This window comes from Variovorax sp. YR634 (genome assembly GCF_900106655.1).
In the GTDB taxonomy this organism is placed as follows: Bacteria; Pseudomonadota; Gammaproteobacteria; order Burkholderiales; family Burkholderiaceae_C; genus Variovorax.
Window position 1 is genome coordinate 74,885 of record NZ_FNOL01000017.1, and the last position, 21,121, is coordinate 96,005.

Annotated in this window: 17 protein-coding genes; 9 read left to right on the plus strand and 8 right to left on the minus strand. The window is 67.1% G+C overall.

The window, feature by feature from the left end; all coding sequences use genetic code 11:
* Positions 1 to 89: 89 nt before the first annotated feature.
* From pnp to BLV60_RS24365, 5 genes are all read right to left on the minus strand, one after another.
* The gene (gene pnp, locus BLV60_RS24345) at positions 90 to 2,393 is read right to left on the minus strand and encodes a polyribonucleotide nucleotidyltransferase (RefSeq protein ID WP_093057854.1); all 2,304 of its coding nucleotides are present in this window, start codon (positions 2,391 to 2,393) and stop codon (positions 90 to 92) included.
* Positions 2,394 to 2,599: 206 nt separating this feature from the next.
* Positions 2,600 to 2,866, minus strand: coding sequence for a 30S ribosomal protein S15 (gene rpsO / locus BLV60_RS24350; protein WP_007837783.1), 267 nt, complete (start codon positions 2,864 to 2,866; stop codon positions 2,600 to 2,602).
* A gap of 88 nt (positions 2,867 to 2,954) precedes the next feature.
* Complete coding sequence (locus BLV60_RS24355) at positions 2,955 to 3,890, minus strand: DMT family transporter (RefSeq protein ID WP_371127401.1); 936 nt, start codon at positions 3,888 to 3,890, stop codon at positions 2,955 to 2,957.
* Positions 3,891 to 3,971: 81 nt separating this feature from the next.
* Positions 3,972 to 5,144: a pyridoxal phosphate-dependent aminotransferase gene (locus BLV60_RS24360; protein WP_093057856.1), complete on the minus strand. Its 1,173-nt coding sequence runs from the start codon at positions 5,142 to 5,144 to the stop codon at positions 3,972 to 3,974.
* Between the two features lie 27 nt (positions 5,145 to 5,171).
* On the minus strand, positions 5,172 to 6,464 hold the full coding sequence (locus BLV60_RS24365; protein ID WP_093057857.1) for a branched-chain amino acid ABC transporter substrate-binding protein: 1,293 nt from the start codon (positions 6,462 to 6,464) through the stop codon (positions 5,172 to 5,174).
* A 124-nt stretch (positions 6,465 to 6,588) separates the two neighbouring features.
* Here BLV60_RS24365 and BLV60_RS24370 point away from each other — a divergent pair, with 124 nt between their 5' ends.
* Both BLV60_RS24370 and BLV60_RS24375 read left to right on the plus strand, forming a co-directional pair.
* The gene (locus BLV60_RS24370; protein ID WP_093057925.1) at positions 6,589 to 6,960 is read left to right on the plus strand and encodes an Hsp20/alpha crystallin family protein; all 372 of its coding nucleotides are present in this window, start codon (positions 6,589 to 6,591) and stop codon (positions 6,958 to 6,960) included.
* Positions 6,961 to 7,147: 187 nt separating this feature from the next.
* On the plus strand, positions 7,148 to 7,882 hold the full coding sequence (locus tag BLV60_RS24375; protein ID WP_093057858.1) for an alpha/beta hydrolase-fold protein: 735 nt from the start codon (positions 7,148 to 7,150) through the stop codon (positions 7,880 to 7,882).
* Here BLV60_RS24375 and tsaD read toward each other — a convergent pair.
* Positions 7,839 to 8,879 carry a tRNA (adenosine(37)-N6)-threonylcarbamoyltransferase complex transferase subunit TsaD gene (gene tsaD / locus BLV60_RS24380; protein ID WP_093057859.1) on the minus strand — a complete coding sequence of 347 codons (1,041 nt, stop codon included), beginning with the start codon at positions 8,877 to 8,879 and terminating at the stop codon, positions 7,839 to 7,841. The genes BLV60_RS24375 and tsaD overlap by 44 nt on opposite strands.
* Before the next feature lie 119 nt (positions 8,880 to 8,998).
* Here tsaD and BLV60_RS24385 point away from each other — a divergent pair, with 119 nt between their 5' ends.
* The 4 genes from BLV60_RS24385 to BLV60_RS24400 all read left to right on the plus strand — a co-directional run bounded on the left by BLV60_RS24385 (position 8,999) and on the right by BLV60_RS24400 (position 13,590).
* Complete coding sequence (locus BLV60_RS24385) at positions 8,999 to 10,261, plus strand: nitrate regulatory protein (protein WP_093057860.1); 1,263 nt, start codon at positions 8,999 to 9,001, stop codon at positions 10,259 to 10,261.
* A 344-nt stretch (positions 10,262 to 10,605) separates the two neighbouring features.
* On the plus strand, positions 10,606 to 11,850 hold the full coding sequence (locus tag BLV60_RS24390; protein ID WP_093057861.1) for a CmpA/NrtA family ABC transporter substrate-binding protein: 1,245 nt from the start codon (positions 10,606 to 10,608) through the stop codon (positions 11,848 to 11,850).
* Positions 11,851 to 11,860: 10 nt separating this feature from the next.
* Entirely contained in the window at positions 11,861 to 12,784 is a 924-nt protein-coding gene (ntrB, locus tag BLV60_RS24395; RefSeq protein ID WP_093057862.1) for a nitrate ABC transporter permease, read from the plus strand.
* On the plus strand, positions 12,781 to 13,590 hold the full coding sequence (locus BLV60_RS24400) for an ABC transporter ATP-binding protein (protein WP_093057863.1): 810 nt from the start codon (positions 12,781 to 12,783) through the stop codon (positions 13,588 to 13,590). Before ntrB ends, BLV60_RS24400 begins: the two co-directional genes overlap by 4 nt.
* Before the next feature lie 28 nt (positions 13,591 to 13,618).
* On the opposite strand, the gene BLV60_RS24405 is transcribed toward BLV60_RS24400, so the two are convergent.
* Entirely contained in the window at positions 13,619 to 14,896 is a 1,278-nt protein-coding gene (locus BLV60_RS24405; protein ID WP_256329560.1) for an ANTAR domain-containing protein, read from the minus strand.
* Positions 14,897 to 15,162: 266 nt separating this feature from the next.
* Here BLV60_RS24405 and BLV60_RS24410 point away from each other — a divergent pair, with 266 nt between their 5' ends.
* Positions 15,163 to 16,422, plus strand: coding sequence for an MFS transporter (locus BLV60_RS24410; protein ID WP_093057865.1), 1,260 nt, complete (start codon positions 15,163 to 15,165; stop codon positions 16,420 to 16,422).
* Positions 16,423 to 16,442: 20 nt separating this feature from the next.
* On the opposite strand, the gene BLV60_RS24415 is transcribed toward BLV60_RS24410, so the two are convergent.
* Positions 16,443 to 18,164 carry a bifunctional protein-serine/threonine kinase/phosphatase gene (locus BLV60_RS24415; RefSeq protein ID WP_093057866.1) on the minus strand — a complete coding sequence of 574 codons (1,722 nt, stop codon included), beginning with the start codon at positions 18,162 to 18,164 and terminating at the stop codon, positions 16,443 to 16,445.
* Between the two features lie 64 nt (positions 18,165 to 18,228).
* Between BLV60_RS24415 and nirB the strand changes: the two genes are divergently transcribed.
* Complete coding sequence (nirB, locus tag BLV60_RS24420; RefSeq protein ID WP_093057867.1) at positions 18,229 to 20,709, plus strand: nitrite reductase large subunit NirB; 2,481 nt, start codon at positions 18,229 to 18,231, stop codon at positions 20,707 to 20,709.
* Between the two features lie 11 nt (positions 20,710 to 20,720).
* Positions 20,721 to 21,119 carry a nitrite reductase small subunit NirD gene (gene nirD, locus BLV60_RS24425; protein ID WP_093057868.1) on the plus strand — a complete coding sequence of 133 codons (399 nt, stop codon included), beginning with the start codon at positions 20,721 to 20,723 and terminating at the stop codon, positions 21,117 to 21,119.
* The last annotated feature ends 2 nt before the right edge of the window (positions 21,120 to 21,121 follow it).

Here is a 21,121-nt window from a genome sequence, read left to right on the forward strand (position 1 = left end):
GTCTTTCGGCCTCCAACGCCCGCAGATGGGGCGAAGCTTGATGTTCAAAAGATAGCAACGGCAGCCGGAGGACCGCCGTTGCGCCCTTCTTACTCCTGAGGCTCGCGCGGGGCTTGTTGCTGCTGCTCGCCGGCCGGAGCCTGCGGCTGCTCGTTGCGCGGCTGCTGTTGCTCGTTGTTGAAGCGCGGTGCGCGCTCGCCACGGTCACCACCGCGGTCGCCGCGATCGCCACGGTCACGCCGCTCGCCACGGTCACCGCGGTCTTCGCGCGGCGGGCGCTCGCTGTATTCCATGCCGGCCGGACGCTCGGTCAGGGCCTTCATGGACAGCTTGACGCGGCCCTTCTCGTCCGTTTCCAGAACCTTGACCTTGACGATCTGGCCTTCGCTCAGATAGTCGGTCACCTTCTCGACGCGTTCGTGCGCAATCTGGCTGATGTGCAGCAGGCCGTCCTTGCCGGGCAGCAGGTTGATGAGCGCGCCGAAGTCCAGGATCTTGGTGACCGGGCCTTCGTAGACCTTGCCGATTTCGACTTCGGCCGTGATCTGCTCGATGCGCTTCTTGGCCAGCTCGGCCTTTTCCGGATCGGTCGAAGCGATGGTGATGGTGCCGTCTTCGTCGATGTTGATCGTCGTGCCGGTTTCTTCCTGCAGGCCACGGATGACCGAGCCGCCCTTGCCGATCACGTCGCGGATCTTCTCGGGGTTGATCTTCAGCGTGGTCAGGCGCGGTGCGAAGCTGGAGACTTCGGCCTTGGCCTCGCCCATGGCTTCCTGCATCTTGCCCAGGATGTGCATGCGCGCTTCCTTGGCCTGTGCCAGTGCGACCTGCATGATTTCCTTGGTGATGCCCTGGATCTTGATGTCCATCTGCAGCGCGGTGATGCCGTTGGTGGTACCCGCAACCTTGAAGTCCATGTCGCCCAGGTGATCTTCGTCGCCCAGGATGTCGGTCAGCACCGCGAAGCGGTTGTCTTCCTTGATCAGGCCCATGGCGATACCAGCCACGTGCGCCTTCATGGGCACGCCGGCGTCCATCATCGAGAGGCAGCCGCCGCAGACAGAAGCCATCGACGACGAGCCGTTCGACTCGGTGATTTCCGACACCACGCGAACCGTGTACGGGAATTCTTCCTTGTTCGGCAACACGGCGACGAGCGCGCGCTTGGCCAGGCGGCCGTGGCCGATTTCGCGGCGCTTGGTCGAGCCCATGCGGCCCACTTCGCCGGTGGCAAAGGGAGGCATGTTGTAGTGGAACAGGAAGCGGTCTTCGTATTCGCCGGCCAGCGCGTCGATGCGCTGTGCGTCGCGTTCGGTGCCGAGCGTGGTGATGACCAGCGCCTGGGTTTCACCACGCGTGAACAGGGCCGAACCGTGGGTGCGGGGCAGCACCGAGTTGCGGATTTCGATGGGGCGCACGGTGCGCGTGTCGCGGCCGTCGATGCGGGGCTCGCCCGACAGGATCTGGCTGCGCACGATCTTCGATTCGATGGCGAACAGCAGGTCACTGACCTTGCCGGAGTCGAACTCGGCGCCTTCGGCCTTCAGTGCCTCGAGCACGCTGGCGTTGGCTTCGCGCAGGGCTTGCGTACGGGCTTGCTTGCTGCGAATTTGATAGACGGCGCGCAGCTTGTCTTCGGCCAGGCCCTTGACCTTGGCGACGAAGGCTTCGTCTTCGGCGGGAGCCTTCCAGTCCCACACCGGCTTGCCGGCGTCGCGCACGAGTTCATGGATTGCGTTGATGGCGATGTTGGCTTGCTCGTGGCCGAACACCACGCCGCCCAACATGATTTCTTCGCTGAGTTGCAGGGCTTCGGATTCGACCATCAGCACGGCGGATTGCGTGCCGGCGACGACGAGGTCCATCTGCGAATCCTTGCGAGCCGTCTGCCCCGGATTCAGCACGTACTGGCCGTTGATGTAGCCCACGCGGGCTGCACCGATCGGGCCGTTGAACGGCACGCCGGAGATCGACAGCGCAGCGCTCACGCCGATCATGGCGGCGATGTCGGCATCGACTTCGGGGTTGAGCGACACGGTGTGGATGACCACATGCACTTCGTTCAGGAAGCCTTCGGGGAACAGCGGGCGGATCGGGCGGTCGATCAGGCGGCTGGTCAGCGTTTCGTGTTCGCTGGGCTTGGCTTCGCGCTTGAAGAAGCTGCCGGGGATCTTGCCCGCGGCGTAGGTCTTCTCGATGTAGTCGACGGTCAGCGGGAAGAAGTCCTGGCCGGCCTTGGCCGACTTGGAGGCAACCACGGTCGCGAGGATGACGGTGCCGTCGATGTCGACGAGCACGGCGCCGCTGGCCTGGCGGGCGATTTCACCCGTTTCCATGACGACGGTCTTGTCGCCCCATTGGAACGACTTGGTGACTTTGTTGAAGAGGCTCATGTTTTGCTCCTGTTTTGATAGCGGACTACACAGAGCCCGCAAGAGACGGAGGCTTCTCAGAACACGATGCCATTCCAGCGAAGCTCGGGGCGAACTTCATTGGAATGACACAGCTTCGCTCTGTTTGGGCACTCCGAAAGTGGATCGCGAAGTAAAAAACGCCTGAGCTAGCGGACTAACCCAGGCGTTTTTTCATGCGATTCGATTTACTTGCGCAGACCCAGCTTGGCGATCAGCGCGGTGTAACGGTCGGCGTCCTTGGACTTGAGGTAGTCGAGGAGCTTGCGGCGGCGGCTCACCATGCGCAGCAGGCCGCGACGGCCGTGGTGGTCCTTGGCGTGCGTCTTGAAGTGGGGGGTGAGCTCGTTGATGCGGGCGGTCAGCAGTGCGACTTGCACTTCGGGGCTGCCGGTGTCGTTGGCGGCGCGGGCGTTGTCCTTGACAACTTCTGCCTTGATGGAGGCTGCGATCATGTTGATTTCCTTGTTCCGGGATGTTTGACTTGCGGTGTGCGCTGGAACTGCACCCACCGTGCGCCTTGCGGCATGCAAAGCCTTGGAATTATAGCCCGACCGTCCTGATCGGGCTTTCAGGCCCCCTTGAGGGCCTTCCATCGAGCGAAGCCAGCCCCACGGCGCCCAGCACGCAGGCTGCCCCGCCGATCTGCGCCAGGCTGATGCTTTCGCCCAGCCAGAGCGCGGCCAGCGCCAGCGCCGAAACCGGTAGAACGGCAGTGAAAAGCGCCGCCTCGGCCCCGCGCAGCCGGGAAGATCCGGCAAACCACAGCACGAAGCCCAGCACCGTCGGCACCAGCGCGTAGTAGGCGACGCCAGCCAGTGCCTCCGCCGGCAAGGGGCGCTCCCAGGCTCGCTCGAACAGCGCCGGCACCAGCGACAGGAGCAACCCGAAGGCCGTCATCAGCGTCGACAGCACCAGCGGACGCACCGGCACCCGCAGGCGTTTGTTGAGCAGGATGAACATCGCCTCGCAAACCACCGCGCCCAAAACCAGCAGGTTGCCGATCAGAGCCGCCGGGGATTTTGAGTCCCCCGCCGAAGCCTGGCCCGCCCCGGGCCAGCTGATCGCCAGCACCCCCGCCGTCGCCAGCACGATGCTGCCCACCAGAAACCGCCCCGGCCGCTCGCGCAGCGCAATCACCGCCACCAGCGCCGCCACAGCCGGCAAGGTACCAGCCACCACGCCCGCACTGGCCGCCGGCGCCCAGCGCACACCAAGGATCAGCAGCACGGTGTAGCCCACGCTCCCCAGCCCCGCCTGGCACACCAGCAGCGCCAGATCCCGCCGGCCGGGCCGCGGCCACGGCGTGCGGGTCAGCCGCAGCAGCACCAGGAACACCGGCAGCGCCATCGCGAACCGCAGCGCGGTCGCGGTGAACGGCGGCAGCCCGCCCGCGATGACCTTGCTGGCCACCACCGTGCTGCCGACCGTGACCATCGCCAGCGCGCACAGCGCCATCCCCTTCAACCGTTGCGACAACATGCCGGACCTTTCGCTTTCGAGAAAAGCTCGAGCTTCGCGGCCCCGGCGCGCCGCGTATTGAACGAAATTGCAGCCGGCTCAGCCCTTGCCGGGTTGCTGCTCCGCCAGCCAGTTGCGCAACCGCTCCACGCCCTTCACCAGCCGCTGCGGGTCTTTCGACGCAAAGCACCAGCGCAGCCAGCCCTGCGCTTCAGGTGCGAAGGCATTGCCCGGCGCGAGCCCCAGGCCCGCCTCTGCCACCAGCCGCTTGGCCACTTCGAGCGAATCGCCGAAGCCTTCGAGCCGGAAGAAGGCGTACATGCCGCCCTTGGCCGAGGCCACCTGCACGCCCGGCAGCGCCGCCAGCAGCGGCACCAGCGTGTCGCGGCATTGCTTCAGGTGCGCCACCACGCGCGGCGTGATCTCGCTCGTGTGCTCGATGGCGGTGATGGCGGCGCGCTGAGTGAACACGCTGGCGCATGAGGTGTTGAACTCGATCAGCTTGCCGATGCCGTCCACCATCGACGGCGGCAGCACCAGCCAGCCGAGGCGCCAGCCCGTCATCAGGAAGCTCTTCGAGAAGCTGTGCGTGACGACGAGGCGGTCGTCAGGCTTCGAGATGTCGAGGAAGCTCGGCGCGCAGCCATTGGGCGTCGGCTCGTAGTACAGCCGCTCGTACACCTCGTCGGCAAGGATCCACGTGCCGGTCTTGCGGCAATGGTCGAGCACGGCCTGCTGCTCGTCGCGCGTCATGGTCCAGCCCGTGGGGTTGTTCGGCGCGTTGACGATCAGCAGCTTCGTCTTCGACGTGACCGCTGCGCGCAACGCGGGCAGGTCGAGCGTCCACTGGCCCTTCACCGGCACCAGCGACAGCGTGCGCACATGCGCGCCCATGATCGCGGGCTGCGCCGTCAGGTTGGGCCACACCGGCGTCACGGCGACCACTTCGTCGCCCGCATCGACCAGCGCCTGCACCGCGAGCATCAGCGCGCTCACGCCGCCCGAGGTGACGGCGATGCGCGAGGCATCGACCGCCGGATGCAGCCCGCTGGTGTAGCGCGCGATGGCTTCGCGCAGTTCGGGCAGGCCGAGGTTGTGGGCGTAGAAGGTTTCGCCCCGCTGCAGCGACTCGATGGCCGACTGGCGGATCACCTCGGGAGTGACTTCGTCGCTTTCGCCGAACCAGAAGGCCAGCACGTCGTCGCGGCCCATGCCGGCATTGGCGACTTCGCGGATCTTCGATGCTTCGAGGTTGTGGATGGCTTCACGCATGTCTGGTTGTCCTGTTCATCATCGTCATCAAGGTCTCTTCATCTTGCACGAGGTCGGCAGCTCGGCGCGCTCGGGGGCGATGGTCTTGACCACCCGAAAGCCGTAGCCGGAGCCTTCGACGTCGAACTGCACGCCCGGCCTGCCCTGCCTGTCCATCACGCCGACCACGAGCTGCTGCTGGAACTGGTGGTCCGCAGCGCGCATGCGCCCGCGCTGGCCGTACAGGCTCACGTCGGCCTGCTCCAGCGCGCGTGCCACAGGCACCGCGTCGACACTGCCCGCGCGTTCGATGGCCTGTACGAGCGCTTCGATCATCAGCGCCAGCCGCATGTGCACATAGTCTTCGGCTGGCTTCGGAAAGCGCGCGCGGAAGGCGCGGTAGAAGGCTTCGGACTGCGTCGTCTGCACGTTGGGCAGCCAGTCGGCCACCGCGATCACGCGCCCGATGCCCGCATCGCCGATGGCTGCGGGCGCACCGAGCGCATTGCCGTAGAAGGTATAGAAGGTGCCGTTGAAGCCCGCTTCGCGCGCCGCCTTCACCAGCAGCGTGAGGTCGTTGCCCCAGTTGCCCGTGACCACGGCCTGCGCACCGCTCGCGATGATCTTGGTGGCATAGGGCGCAAAGTCTTTCACCTTGCCCATCGGATGCAGCTCGTCGCCGACGATCTCCACGTCGGGCCGCTGTGTGCCGAGCTGCCGGCGCGCCTCGCGCAGCACGGCCTGGCCGAAGCTGTAGTCCTGTCCGATCAGGTAGACGCGCTTGAGCGCTGCGTCGTCCTTCACCACGTCCATCAGCGCTGCCACGCGCATGTCGGCATGGGCGTCGAAGCGAAAGTGCCAGAAGCTGCAGCGCTCGTTCGTGAGCACAGGGTCGACCGCCGCGTAGTTGAGGAAGATCACGCGCCGCGACGGGTCGCGCTCGTTGTTCTTGTCGATGGCATCGACCAGCGCCGCGGCCGTGGCCGACGAGTTGCCCTGCAGCACGATGCGCGCGCCGTCGTCCATCGCGGCGCGCAGCGCGGAGAGCGCTTCTTCGTTCTGTCCCTTGCTGTCGTAGCGGTCGAGCTGCAGGGGCCGCGTGCCGCCGGGCAGCTTGATGCCGCCTCGCGCATTCACGCGCTCCACCGCCCACAACAGATTGCGGAACACGGCCTCGCCGGTGTTGGCGAAGGGGCCGCTCATGCTTTCGATGAGTGCCAGGCGAATGGGCGCAGGTGGCGATGAAACCGATGCTTGCGCCAGCGCGGCGAAGGGCCTCGCGCATAGCGCCAGCGCCGCGAATTTCAAGGCCTCGCGACGCCAAATAAAGGGGGGATTCATTGTCTTGAAACGCGTGCGGCTGCGCCTAGATGAGGTCTCAAGCGGCACTCACGATTGAACGGCCGCGCAGTGTAAGGGACACACATTCCTTGTCCCCATTGTGTTGATTCAGGAGTTCTTCATCATGTTTTTCGCCCCCACCCTTCGCACCGCCCGCTTTGCTCCCCGCGCCTATGACCGCTCGTTCGAACGCTTCGTGAACGATGCCTTCGCCGGTGCCCGCCGCTCGCCGCTGGTCGAGCAGGACGACAAGAGCTGGACCCTCTCGCTCGACGTGCCGGGTTTCACGCGCGAAGACCTCGCGATCAGCATCGAAGGCGCCGTGCTGCGCATCGACAGCAAGGCCGAAGCCAAGCGCCAGTTCAAGGCCGCCTACGAGCTGCCGCAGGACATCGACGTGGCCACCAGCGAAGCAAAGCTCGAGAACGGCGTGCTCACGCTGAAGCTCGGCAAGCTGGTCCCCGTGAGCCAGGCCACTCAGTTACAAATCAACTAATTTGGCCTATGCCCACAAGAGGAAAATGTTAGTTAAGGCCTCGTTTTGACTTTAAACGAGCACCTTATTCACAATAGCGCCAGATAACGTCACATGATGTGACGTTTTCTTAGAACTTTCTTCTTCGTGGGCGTCTCGTAAACGCACCGAACTCGCTACGGTGCGGTTCGGGTGCCCCAAAGGCACCATGAAAACGCACCTTCAATCCGCCAACCCCAACGAACAATCCGACACGCTCCTGGTGTTCCTGCCCGGGGCGTACCTGAAGCCCGACGAGTTCGAGCGCGAAGGGTTCATCGCAGCCGTGCGCGAACGCCATCTGGCGGCCGACTCCCTGCTGGTGGACGCGGATGTTTCCTACTACTACGAACAGACGCTGAGCGATCGCCTCCACACCGAGGTCATCGAGCCGCAGCGCGCCAAGGGCTACAAGTCGATCTGGCTCGTGGGCATTTCCATCGGCGGCTTCGGCGCGCTCATTCACGAACTGGCGCGGCCGGGCTCGGTGGACGGCATCGTGGCGCTCGCGCCCTACCTGGGACGCCGGGTGCTCGGCGCGGAGATCAAGAAAGCCGGCGGCCTGCGCACCTGGCAGGCGCCTACCGGGCCGCAGCCCGACGAAGAGCCCGACCGCAAGCTCTGGCCCTTCTTCCAGCAGTACCTGGAAGCCCAGCCGTCGCAGAACCTGCCGCCGCTGTACCTGGGCTTCGGGCTCGACGACCGCTTTGCCAGCAACCACAAGCTGCTGGCCGACGCCCTGCCGCCGGGGCGCGTCTTCACGACCGAGGGTGGCCACGACTGGCCGCAGTGGCGCCAGCTGTGGCGCAACGTGCTCGACGTGCTGCCGCTGCCGGCAATCGGCCGATCAAAGCAACTGCTTACGCAGTCTCCGGTAGCGAAGCCATGGGCCATCGCGGCCTGACGTCGAAGGCATAGCGCTCGCTCGCCTGCGACAGCCCCGACTGCAGGCGCATCGCCGCAGCCATGGCGATCATCGCGCCGTTGTCGGTGCACAGGTGCAGCTCAGGGTAGTGCACGCGCACCTTGCGCTTGGCGCACGCGGCGTTCAGCTGTTCGCGCAGATTCCTGTTGGCTCCCACTCCCCCCGCCACCACCAGGCGCTTGAGCCCGGTCTGGTCGAGCGCGGCAAGCGACTTCTTCAGCAGCACCTCGACGATGGCCGCCTGCGTGGACGCTGCCAGGTCAGCCTTGTTCGCTTCGAGCTGGTCGCCAAGCTTCTTGGCCTGCGTAAGCACGGCCGTCTTCAGGCCGGCAAAAGAAAAATCGAGATCGCCGCTGTGCAGCAGCGGCCGCGGCAGCTTGAAGGCCGTGGCACTGCCGCCTTCGGCCAGCTTCGCGAGCCACGGCCCACCCGGGTACGGCAAGCCCATGAGCTTGGCGCTCTTGTCGAAGGCCTCGCCGGCCGCGTCGTCGATGGTTTCGCCGAGCAGCTCGTAGCGGCCCACGCCGTCCACCCGCATCAGCTGGGTGTGGCCGCCCGACACCAGCAGCGCGACGAACGGAAACTCCGGCGGATCGGCGCTCAGGAACGGCGACAACAGATGCCCTTCGAGGTGATGCACGCCCAGCACCGGCTTGCCAAGCGCCACGCCCAGCGCACAGGCCACGCCGGCGCCCACCAGCAGCGCGCCCGCCAGGCCCGGCCCGCGCGTGTAGGCCACCACGTCGATCTCGCCCAGCGTGCGACCGGCTTCGGCCATGACGGCTTCAGTCAGCGGCAGCACGCGGCGAATGTGGTCGCGGCTGGCCAGTTCGGGCACCACGCCGCCGTAGGCCTGGTGCATGGCGATCTGGCTGTGCAGCGCGTGCGAAAGCAGCAGCGGCAGCGCGTCGCCGTGCGACTCGACCAGCGCCACGCCGGTTTCATCGCAGGATGATTCGATTCCCAACAAGAGCATGCCGCCGAGTGTAGGCGGCGCCCTCCCCCGGCACCCGCGAAGGGGCAAACGGCGGCGCTCTCCACTCCCCGAGGCACGGATGTTGCGTTGACCATGCCAGAGCCCCGCGCCCTCCCACCATGAAATCCGGACTGAGTTTTCTGATCGCTGCCCGTCGCTGCGAAATCGACGAGCTGGATCAGCTCGCCCGCACCAGCGAACTGGTGAGCCTGATCGGCCGCCTCGTCCACGCGCTGCAGCGCGAGCGGGGCATGTCGAACATGTTCCTCACCTCTCGCGGCGCCCGCTTCGCCGACCAGCGCGGCCCGCAGATCGCCGAATGCATCGCGCTGGAGCAGGAGGTGCGCGCCGGCTTCGACCAGCTCGAGGCCGACAACCACCGCGGCGCGGGCACCGGCAACAGCGCACGCCTGTTCAGCCGCATCGCATGGGTGCTCCCCGGGCTGGACGCCCTGCCCGGCCTGCGCCGCCGCATCGATGCGCTCGAACTGAAGCCGGCGCAGTCCACCGCCGCGTTCGCCAAGCTCGTCGCCGGCCTGCTGTCGGTGGTGTTCGAGGCGGCCGACGGCGCCACCGACCCAGAGATCTCGCGCCTGCTGGTCGCGATGTTCAACTTCATGCAGGGCAAGGAATTCGCCGGCCAGGAGCGCGCCTTCGGCTCCGCCGCGCTGGCGCTGGGCCGCAGCGACGAAGCGCAGCGCCTGCAGTGGCTGCACCTGATCGAATCGCAGGAACGCTGCTTCCAGGTGTTCACCGATTTCTCCGGTGAGGCGGTGCTCGCGCTGTGGCGCAACAGCCAGCCCGATGCCGAAGTGGCCGAGCTCGAACGCATCCGCCGGCGCGGCGCCGCCTCCACGCCGGCTGACGTGCCGCTCAGCCAGGCCTGGTTCGACTGCTGCACCCGCCGCATCGACGCCATGAAGATCGTCGAGGACCGCCTGGCCGCCGACCTGCGCGCGCTGTGCGAGCGAAAGACCGTGCAGGCGCGCAGCGAGCTGCAGGAATACCGGCAGCTGCTCGACACGCTGGCCCCGCAGGCTGGCGCCCTGTTCTTCGACGACGCCGACGCGCAGTCAGCCGCGCCCGCCCAGTTCGGCCGCCATCTCGAACGCTCGGTGCTCGACATGGTCCAGGAACAGTCGCACCGCCTGCAGGCCATGAGCGACGAGCTCGAAACCGTGCGCGCCTCGCTCAACGAACGCAAGATCGTCGAACGCGCCAAGGGCCTGCTGATGGCGCACCGCCGGCTCAGCGAGGAAGACGCGCACAAGATGCTGCGCCAGACCGCGATGAACCAGAAGCGGCGGCTGGTCGACGTGGCCGAGTCAATGCTGGCAATGGCCGACTACCTGCCCATGCTCGACCGCGCGCCGCCGCGTTGAAGCGGTCCTGCCGTTCAACTTGGTGCAGTGCACAACAACTGTGCCATCCGGCACTTCCCGGCCTGATCGGGCCCTCTCCCATGCTGTGCGGCCGCATCCCGCTACTTTCTTGATAGCAGCCCGTAGCACCCGAAGGCTGGCACACCGCTTGCAAGCAATAAGTTCGTAGGCCCCCCAATGGGTCTTCAGGCAGGCGGCACCCAACGGCGGGTGTCTCCCACCGAACCGGACAAAGGCGTCCCCATCCCGCAAGGGCTCGTTTTCGAGCAGCCCCTGCGCGGTGCGGACGCCTTTTCGTTTTTGTCTTTCTTGTTTGTTGTTTGCCTTCAACCGGAGCCCGCCCCATGACCGACCTGCTCAAAACCCGCCTCAGCCGACGCCGCGTATTGCAAGCCGCTGCCATCGGCGCCGTCGGCATCGACCCGGCGCTGCGCGCCGCCGTCTGGGCCCAGGGCTCGGACAAGCCCGAGAAGGAAGAAGTGAAGATCGGCTTCATCCCGCTGACCGACTGCGCCAGCGTGGTGATGGCCTCGGTGCTCGGCATCGACAAGAAGTACGGCGTGAAGATCGTCCCCAGCAAGGAAGCCAGCTGGGCCGGCGTGCGCGACAAGCTGGTCAACGGCGAGCTCGACATGGCGCACGTGCTCTACGGCCTCGTCTACGGCGTGCACCTCGGCGTAAGCGGCCCCAAGAAGGACATGGCCGTGCTCATGACGCTCAACAACAACGGCCAGGCCATCACGCTGTCGAAGAAGCTCTCGGACAAGGGCGCGGTCGATGCCGCCTCGCTCGCCAAGCTCATCGCCAGCGAGAAGCGCGAATACACCTTCGCGCAGACCTTCCCCACCGGCACGCACGCCATGTGGCTCTACTACTGGCTCGCCTCCGCCGGCATCGACCCGTTCAAGGACGTGAAGAACATCACCGTGCCGCCGCCACAGATGGTGGCCAACATGCGCGTGGGCAACATGGACGGCTACTGCGTGGGCGAACCCTGGGGCCAGCGCGCGATCATGGACGGCATCGGCATCACGGCCATCACCACGCAGGACATCTGGAAGGACCACCCCGAGAAGGTGCTCGGCACCACGGCCGAGTTCACCAAGAAATACCCGAACACCGCGCGCGCCGTGACCGCCGCCATCCTCGAGGCCGGCAAGTGGATCGACACCGGCCTGCAGAACAAGAACAAGATGGCCGAGACCATCGCCGACAAGAGCTACGTCAACACCAGCGTGGACGCCATCAACCAGCGCATCCTGGGCCGCTACACCAACGGCCTGGGCAAGAGCTGGGACGACCCCAACCACATGAAGTTCTACAACGGCGGCGCCGTGACCTTCCCGTACCTGTCGGACGGCATGTGGTTCCTCACGCAGCACAAGCGCTGGGGCCTGCTGAAGGAACACCCCGACTACCTGAAGGTGGCCACCGAGATCAACCGCATCGACATCTACAAGCAGGCCGCCGCAGCCACGCAGACGCCAGTGCCCAAGGAAACGATGCGCACCAGCAAGCTGTTCGACGGCTCGGTCTGGGACGGCAAAGACCCGAAGAAATACGCCGAGTCCTTCAAGCTTCATGCATAGGGAGAACAACATGGTCAGCGCAGTCTTTCACTCGCCGCTCGAAGCGACCACCGCGCAGGTGACGCAAGTGGCCCCTTCCGTCGCCGCCAGGCCGGCAGCCCCCAAGCCCGCACCCGCCCCGGCGCCCGAGCCCCGGGTGCGCACGCCCATCGACCTGCGCGCCTTCTGGATGCGCGTGCTGCCGCCGCTGGCGGGCTTCGGCCTGCTGCTGCTGATCTGGGAAGTGGTGGCCATGAAAAGCACCACCGGCTTCCCCACGCCCGCAGCCACCTGGCAGCAGGCCGTGACGGTGTTCAGCGATCCGTTCTACAGCAAGGGCCCGAACGACCAGGGCGTGGGCTGGAACGTGCTCTCGTCGCTGCAGCGCGTGGCGCTGGGCTTCGGGCTGGCGGCGCTGGTCGGCATTCCGGCCGGCTTCGCGATCGGGCGCTTCGAATTTCTCGCGCGCATGTTCAACCCGCTGATCAGCCTGCTGCGCCCGGTGTCGCCGCTGGCCTGGCTGCCCATCGGCCTCTTGGTGTTCAAGGGCGCCAACCCGGCGGCCATCTGGACCATCTTCATCTGCTCGATCTGGCCGATGGTCATCAACACGGCCGTGGGCGTGCAGCGCGTGCCGAGCGACTACATGAACGTAGCCAAGGTGCTGAACCTCAGCGAATGGAAGATCCTCACCAAGATCCTGTTCCCCGCCGTGCTGCCCTACATGCTGACCGGCGTGCGCCTGGCCGTGGGCACCGCGTGGCTGGTGATCGTGGCGGCCGAGATGCTCACCGGCGGTGTCGGCATCGGCTTCTGGGTGTGGGACGAGTGGAACAACCTCAACGTCGCCAACATCATCATCGCGATCTTCGTGATCGGCATCGTCGGCCTGGTGCTGGAGTTCGCGCTCATCAAGCTCGCAACGGCATTCACATTCGAAGAGGTGAAGTCATGATCGACGACAGCAAGTACATCGAGATCCACGGGGTCGAGCAGGCATTCAAGACGCCCAAGGGCCGCTTCGTCGCGCTGCGCGACGTGAACCTGAACGTGGCCAAGGGCGAGTTCATCACGCTCATCGGCCACTCGGGCTGCGGCAAGTCGACGCTGCTGAACCTGATTGCCGGGCTCACCACGCCCACCGAAGGCTCGCTGCTGTGCGCCAACAAGGAAATCAGGGGCCCCGGCCCCGAGCGCGCGGTGGTGTTCCAGAACCACTCTCTGCTGCCCTGGCTCACCTGCTTCGAGAACGTGTACCTCGCGGTCGAACGCGTGTTCGCAGCCACCGAAAACAAAGCGCAGCTGCGCGCGCGCACCGATGCGGCGCTGGCGCTGGTGGGCCTCACGCCCGCCGCGCAGAAGCGGCCCGGCGAAATCTCCGGTGGCATGAAGCAGCGCGTGGGCATTGCGCGCGCGCTGTCGATGGAGCCCAAGGTGCTGCTGATGGACGAGCCCTTCGGCGCGCTCGACGCCCTCACCCGCGCCAAGCTGCAGGACGAGCTTCTGGCCATCGTGCAGAAGACGCACAGCACCGTCGTCATGGTGACGCACGACGTCGACGAGGCCGTGCTGCTGAGCGACCGCATCGTGATGCTGACCAATGGCCCGGCCGCCACCATCGGCGACGTGCTCGCAGTGAACCTTCCGCGCCCGCGCAACCGCGTCGAACTGGCCGAAGACCCGGCCTATGTGCACGCACGCAAGGCGGTGATCGATTTCCTCTACACGCGCCAGGCGCACGTGGAGAAGGTCGCGGCCTGACGCTGCGCCCGCGCCAGCACAACCGGCGTCAGGACATGATCACTTGCAGGCTGTGCTCGTACGACGCCGTGAGGCGCTCGAAGGTGTCGACCAGCGCGTCGCTGGAACGCACCAGCGTGGCGCGGCCGTCGGCGCTGTCGAGCGTGCGCACGCCGCCGACCAGCCGCAGCCATTCGTCGCGGGCGCTGGCCAGCGCGGCGCGGATCTCGGTGGTGCTGAGCGGCGCGTGCTCCAGCTCGAGCAATGCGGCCTCGAACTCGGCCATGGTCGGCACCAGCCGCGCGTTCGCGGCCTTCTCTTTCAGCGCGGCGGCCAGCAGCGCGTCCTTGGCCAGCCGCTGCGCGCGCATGCGCTGCCGTCCGCAGATGTTGACGATGCGCAGCGCGCGCCGCGCGCCCGAGGTTTCGAGCGCCTCCGTCAAGGCCTCCGCTGCGTGGAGCAGCACTTCCGCGCGCTGGTCGATGTCGGCCAGCCCCGCTGCCGTCGGCCGTGCAGTCAAGGCAGTGGCCAGTCCGCTCCACGCGGCTTGCGCATCCCCCAGCGCCTGCGCACCAGCCGCACCGAGCCCGAGGGTCGCCAGATGATCGAGGTTCTGCTGCACCCGCTCGGCCGACTGCGTGCGCAGCACTCGCGCCCGCTGGGCGTCGATGTTGCCCAGCAGCTGCGCCGCCACGCGCACCAGCCGCTGCGAAAGCATGCGCAGTTGCCCGGCGCGGTTGATCGCGTCGGCCCACTGCGCCGCCTCGATGACCGAGCGCGACACCTCGCCCAGACGCAGGTTGGCGTGCATCGCAGCGCCGCGCAGCAGGCCGAAGGCTTCGTCCTCGCCGATGCCGCGCGCGGACATCAGCAGGCCCTTGGCGCGGTCGACCCACTTGCGCTCGTCCATGCGGGTGCGCAGGCTCTCCAGTTCGGTGCGCAAAGTGGCCTCGCGCTGCCAGCGCGACCGGGCGCGGGCGGCCAATGCGGCGAGCGATTCGGCATCGATGGCATCGATCTGCATCCATGCGTGCATGCCGAGCGCGATCAGTTCTTCATGTTGAGCACCGCTCAACGGCGCGCTGACAAGGCTCAGCGCACACGGCGGCAGGCCGGCCCACGTGTACAAGGCGTCGAGCAGCGCGGGCGTGGGCAAAGGCAGGCAGATCAAGGCCTGCCGGGGGGCCAGCACCTCGACCTGCCGCGCGAAGCTGCCGCAATCCGCGCAGCCGAGCACGTCGAGACCGGCGCCGGACAGCGCCCGCGCAAGCGCCTCGGGCAAAACGAGGCCGGCGGGTTCATCGGGCAGGACTACGAGAAGGGACATCTTGGGGAAGCGGTGTGGGAACGCACCGCGAGCATAGGCCACGCCCGCGCGAACTCGCAGGCACGCCTCTTGCATGAAACGGAGCGCGGTGTAACGAAGCACCGCTTTGGTGATGAGGCTGCAGGCTCCTGCAGCCGGCCCGGCAATTCACACGCCGTGCACACCCCCACGCCGACAGCGTCCGCTGCCGGCACTCCGACCCCAACCCCGTCCGTCGACACGACCTCTCCAGGGTCGCGCCGCGGCTTTTCGCATCTTTGAACGCCATGTCCAGCTTCAGGAATTTCTTGCAATCAGGCCACAGCCCGACACTGTTCGCGGCCTTCCTGTACTTCTCGTTTTCCTGCTGCATCTGGGTGCTCAACGGCGCCATGGCGCCGTTCATCGGCGAAACCTTCAACCTCTCGCCCGCCCAGAAGGGCCTGATGCTGTCGGTGCCGATCATCGCGGGCGCGCTGATGCGCTTTCCGCTGGGCATCCTCTCGCAGTACATCGGCCGCAAGAAGGCCACGCTGGTCGAAATGGCGCTGATCGCGGTGGCGATGCTGTTCGGCTTCTTCTTCGTCAAGAGCTTCAACGACCTGCTCGCCATGGGTGTGCTGCTGGGCATTGCGGGTGCGAGCTTCGGCGTGGCGCTGTCGCTTGGCTCGGGCTGGTTCCCGCCGCAGCACAAGGGCCTGGCCATGGGCCTTGTGGGCGCGGGCAACGTGGGCACGGCGGTGTCGGTGCTGGTGGCGCCGCCGCTGGCGAACTGGCTGGGCTGGCAGGCGGTGTACGGCGTGGCCGCCGTCGCCATCCTCATTCCGATGGTCGTGATGGTGGTGTTCGCCAAGGAGCCGCCGGACGTGAACGCTCATTCGAGCTTCCGCGAGCACATTGCCTGCCTGTTCGAGAAAGACGGCTGGGTGTTCAGCCTGATCTACGGCGTGACCTTCGGCGGCTTCATCGGCCTCACCACCTTCCTGCCCTCGTACTACTACGACCAGTTCGGCGTGAGCAAGGTGCAGGCCGGCCAGCTGACCATGCTCGCGGCCTTCATGGGCGCGGCCGTGCGCGTCGTGGGCGGCTGGATCTCCGACCGCTGGGGCGGCGTCAACACGCTGACGGTGGTGCTGCTGGTGGTGGCCGTGAGCCTGGTGCTGGTGGGCTTCTCTTCAGGCTCGCTGGCCGTCACCACGCTGGTGCTGATCGTCTGCTTCGCCGCACTGGGCGCGGGCAACGGCGCGCTGTTCCAGCTGGTGCCGCTGCGCTGGCCTACGAGCACGGCAGTGGCCGGCTCGATGATCGGCGAGATCGGCGCGCTGGGCGGCGGCCTCGTGCCCAACGCCATGGGCCTGTCGAAGCAATACCTGGGCAGCTATATCTGGGGCTTCGTGTTCTTCGCGGCGCTGTCGCTGGTGATGCTGGGCGTGATGCGCGTGATGCAGATCCGCTGGACCCGCACCTGGGCCGAAAAGGGCGGCCGTGCGCGCGTCACGACGCCGCACGCAGCTGCCCCCCACATTCGAAAGACGGCACGCTCATGACACGCCCCGCCGTCTTCCGCTCAACGTGGCAAGAACAGCAGCCACACGATGAGCAGCACGTTGAACAGGACCGACACGCCGAGCGCGAGCTGGTAGAGCGCGAGCGGGTCGCGGCGGATCAGCGGCGTGGCGGCGGGCGCGTTCACAGGGCGGGAGGCGCCGCGCTCCAGCGCGAGCAGCAGCTCCTCGGCGGTTTCGAAGCGCTCGCGCGGATCACGGGCAACGGCTTTGCGCACCAGATGGTCGAGCCAGATCGGCACGTCGGGGCGGATGCGCGAGAGCGCGACCGGATCGCGCCGGTAGCGCGCCACCTGGTAGGGCTCGATCTCGCCGTAGGGCAGGTGGCCGGTGAGCCACTGGTACAGCGTGACGCCGAGCGCGAACAGGTCGCTGGCCGCGTTGGCGGTGCCGCCCTCCTCCCACTGCTCGGGGTTGATGTAGCTGGGCGTGCCGGCATGCAGCTCGCGCTGGGCAGCGCCTTCTCTTCCGGACAGGGCCACGCCGAGGTCGATGATGCGCCAGCGCCCGTCGTCGCCCAGGTGCAGGTTGCCCGGCTTGATGTCGCGATGGATCACGCCCTGCCGGTGCAGCCGGCCGAGCGCGCGGCTCAGTTCGATGCCGGCGGCAACTACCTCGGACACCGCGCCGCGCGCGTTCGCCTTGCGCAACTGCTCCAGCGTGCGCCCGCCATGCCAGTCGAACACGATGTACAGCGCGCTCGCGTTCTCGGCGCGCTCGTGCACACGAACGAACCCGCTGCCGCCAATACCTCCGACACGCAGCCCCAGCCACGCCTCGTGCGCCAGCATCGCGCGTTCCTGCGGATCGCCGGCACGCGAGGGGTGCAGCGTCTTCAGCGCGACCAGCTCGCGCGTCTGCGGATGCCGCGCCTGGTACAGCAGGTGCACGCCGGTGTCGGCCACCAGCGCGGTGATGGCGTAGCCGTCGAGCACGTCGCCCACCTTCAGCGCGGGCGGCGGTGCGAGCCGGCGGCCGTCGCCGAGTTCGTCGTCGAGCTGGCGCGCATCGAGCCCCACCACGCGGATGACCAGCGCGGTCGCGTTGTCGCGCGAGCCGGCGTCGAGCGCCGCATGCACCAGCGCCTCGCTGGCCGCTTCGGCATCGCCCTGCAGGGCCAGCGCGGCCACCTGCTGCGGCTTGAGCACACCGTGCACGCCGTCGGAGCTCAGCACGAAGCAGTCGCCCACGCGCACGTCGCCCTGGGCGTAGTCGACGCGCACCTGGTCGTCCAGGCCGATGGCGCGCGTGAGCCGGCTGCGCATGTCGGGGTGGTCGAAGGCATGGTCCTGCGTGAGCGGCACGGCCGGCCCGCCGCCGGCGCGCACGCGCCAGGCGCGCGTGTCGCCCACGTGCGCCAGCGTGTAGCTCTGGCCGTGCAGCACCAGTGCGGTGAGCGTGGTGAGCGCCGTGCCGCCGTCCTGCTTGCTCTGGCGCCGGCGGTTGTGGTCGGCCAGCCAGCCGTTCTGCGCGCCGATCAGGCGGTCGAGCGCGGCGGTCGGCTCCCAGGTGGCGGGCGTGGCGAAGTAGTCGGCCAGCAGGCCCATCACCGTGGTCTGCGCCGCTTCGCGGCCGTGCCCGCCGCTGGACACCCCATCGGCAATGGCCGCAATGAGGCCGCGGGCCTCGTCGCCCGGCGGCGCATGCACTGCACCGGCGAAGTCTTCGTTCAGCTCGCGCGGTCCGCGCTGGCTGCTGTAGCCGATGTCCACTTCAAAGCTCATGGCGCGATTCTGAACGCGCGCCGCGGGCGCTCCTTTGCTTGATTTCCCTGAAAGGCCCAGCCCCATGAAGAAAATGAAACTCGTGATGGTCGGCAACGGCATGGCCGGCGTGCGCACGCTCGAAGAGTTGCTGAAGATCGCGCCCGAGCTGTACGACATCACCGTCTTCGGCGCGGAGCCGCATCCCAACTACAACCGCATCCTGCTGTCGCCGGTGCTGGCGGGCGAGCAGACGGTCGACGAGATCGTGCTCAACAGCTGGGAGTGGTACACGGACAACAACATCACGCTGCACGCCGGCAAGAAGGTGGTGGAAGTCGACCGCGTCAAGCGCGTCGTGCGCGCCGTGGATTCGCAAGGCGATGTCACCGAGGCTGCCTACGACCGCCTGCTGATGTGCACCGGCTCCAACCCCTTCATGCTGCCGGTGCCCGGCAAGGACCTGAAGGGCGTGATCGCCTACCGCGACATCGCCGACACCGACTACATGATCGAGACCGCGCGCACGCACAAGAACGCGGTGGTCATCGGCGGTGGCCTGCTGGGCCTCGAAGCCGCCAACGGCCTGATGCTGCGCGGCATGAACGTGACGGTGGTGCACGTGATGCCCTGGCTGATGGAGCGCCAGCTCGACGACGTGGCGGGCAAGCTGCTGCAGAAGTCGCTGGAAGACCGGGGCCTGAAGTTCCGGATCGGCGCGCAGACGCAAGACCTCGTCGGCGACAGCGACGACGGCAAGGGCGGCCGCGTCAAGACCATCCGCTTCAAGGACGGCACCGAGGTGGCTGCCGACCTGGTGGTGATGGCCGTGGGCATCCGCCCCAACGTGGAGCTGGCTGAGAAGATGCGCCTGCACTGCAACCGCGGCATCGTCGTCACCGACACCATGCAGACCGTGACCGATGCACGCATCTACTCGGTGGGCGAGTGCGCGGCGCACCGCGGCATTGCCTACGGCCTGGTCGCGCCGCTGTTCGAGCAGGCCAAGGTGGCGGCCAACCACCTGGCGCAGTTCGGCATCGGCCGCTACCTGGGCTCGCTCACCTCCACCAAGCTGAAGGTGACGGGCATCGACCTGTTCTCGGCCGGTGAGTTCATGGGCGGCGAAGGCACTGAAGAAATCGTCATGAGCGACCCCTTCGGCGGCGTCTACAAGAAGCTGGTGATCAAGGACGACAAGCTGGTGGGCGCCTGCCTCTACGGCGACACGGTGGACGGCAGCTGGTACTTCAAGCTGCTGCGCGACGGCCGCAGCGTGCACGACATCCGCGACAAGCTCATGTTCGGCGAATCGAACATCGGCGACACCGGCCACGAGGGCCACAACAAGGCCGCGACCATGCCCGACGACGCCGAGGTCTGCGGCTGCAACGGCGTGAGCAAGGGCACCATCTGCAAGGCCATCAAGGAAAAGGGCCTGTTCACGCTCGACGAGGTGAAGAAGCACACCAAGGCCAGTGCCAGCTGCGGTTCGTGCACCGGGCTGGTCGAGCAGATCCTGATGTTCACCGCCGGCGGCGACTACTCGGCCACGCCGAAGAAGAAGGCCGTGTGCGGCTGCACCGACGCGAGCCACCAGGACGTGCGCGATGCGATCCGCAAGGAGCACTACCTGACGCACGACGAGGTGTATCGCAACCTCGGCTGGCGCACGCCCAACGGCTGCGCCACCTGCCGCCCGGCCATCAACTACTACCTGATCAGCACCTGGCCGAAGGAGGCCAAGGACGATCCGCAGAGCCGCTTCATCAACGAGCGCAGCCACGCCAACATCCAGAAGGACGGCACCTACTCCGTCATTCCGCGCATGTGGGGCGGCCACACCACGCCCGACGAGCTGCGCCGCATTGCCGACGCGGCCGACAAGTACAAGATTCCGACCGTCAAGGTCACGGGCGGCCAGCGCATCGACCTGCTGGGCGTGAAGAAGGAAGACCTGGAAAACGTCTGGAAGGACATCGGCATGCCCAGCGGCTTTGCCTACGCCAAGTCGCTGCGCACGGTGAAGACCTGCGTGGGCAGCGAGTGGTGCCGCTTCGGCACGCAAGACTCCACGCAGATGGGCAAGGACCTGGAGCGCGCGCTGTGGGCCATGTACTCGCCGCACAAGGTCAAGCTGGCGGTGTCGGGCTGCCCGCGCAACTGCGCGGAGGCCGGCATCAAGGACGTGGGCGTGATCGGCGTCGACTCGGGCTGGGAACTCTACGTGGGCGGCAACGGCGGCATCAAGACCGAGGTGGCGCAGTTTCTCGTGAAAGTGAAGACGGCCGAGGAAGTGATGGAGTACTCGGGCGCCTTCCTGCAGCTGTACCGCGAAGAGGGCTGGTACCTGGAGCGCACGGTGCACTACATCGGCCGCGTGGGCCTGGACTACGTGAAGAAGAAGATCCTCGACGACGCCGAAGGCCGCAAGGCGCTGTGGGAGCGCCTGCAGTTCGCGCTCGACGGCGAGCCCGATCCGTGGTTCGAATCGGCGCAGGCCTCGGTCGATGTGCGGCAGTTCACGCCGCTGACGGCGCCGATCGACACCCACCAGACCGCCTGAAAGGAGACACCATGAGCGATTGGAAAGTCATCTGCCGCATCGACGACATCCCCGTGCTCGGCGCCCGCCGCGTGGCGCGGCCTGCCGGCGTGGACGTTGCCGTGTTCCGCAACGCCGAGAACGAGGTGTTCGCGCTGCTCGACCGCTGCCCGCACAAGGGTGGCCCGCTGAGCCAGGGCATCGTGTTCGGCACCAGCGTGGCCTGCCCGCTGCACAACTGGGCCATCGGGCTGGACGACGGCTGCGCCAGGTCGCCCGACGAAGGCTGCACGCCGAAGTTCGCCGTGAAGGTGGAAGACGGCGTGGTGCACCTGGACGCGGGCGAACTGGCCACGCACGCCATCGACCTGGAGCGCCCGGTCGCCGGCCCGAAGCCGTTCGCGGTGCTGACGGTTCTGCCGCTGGAATAACC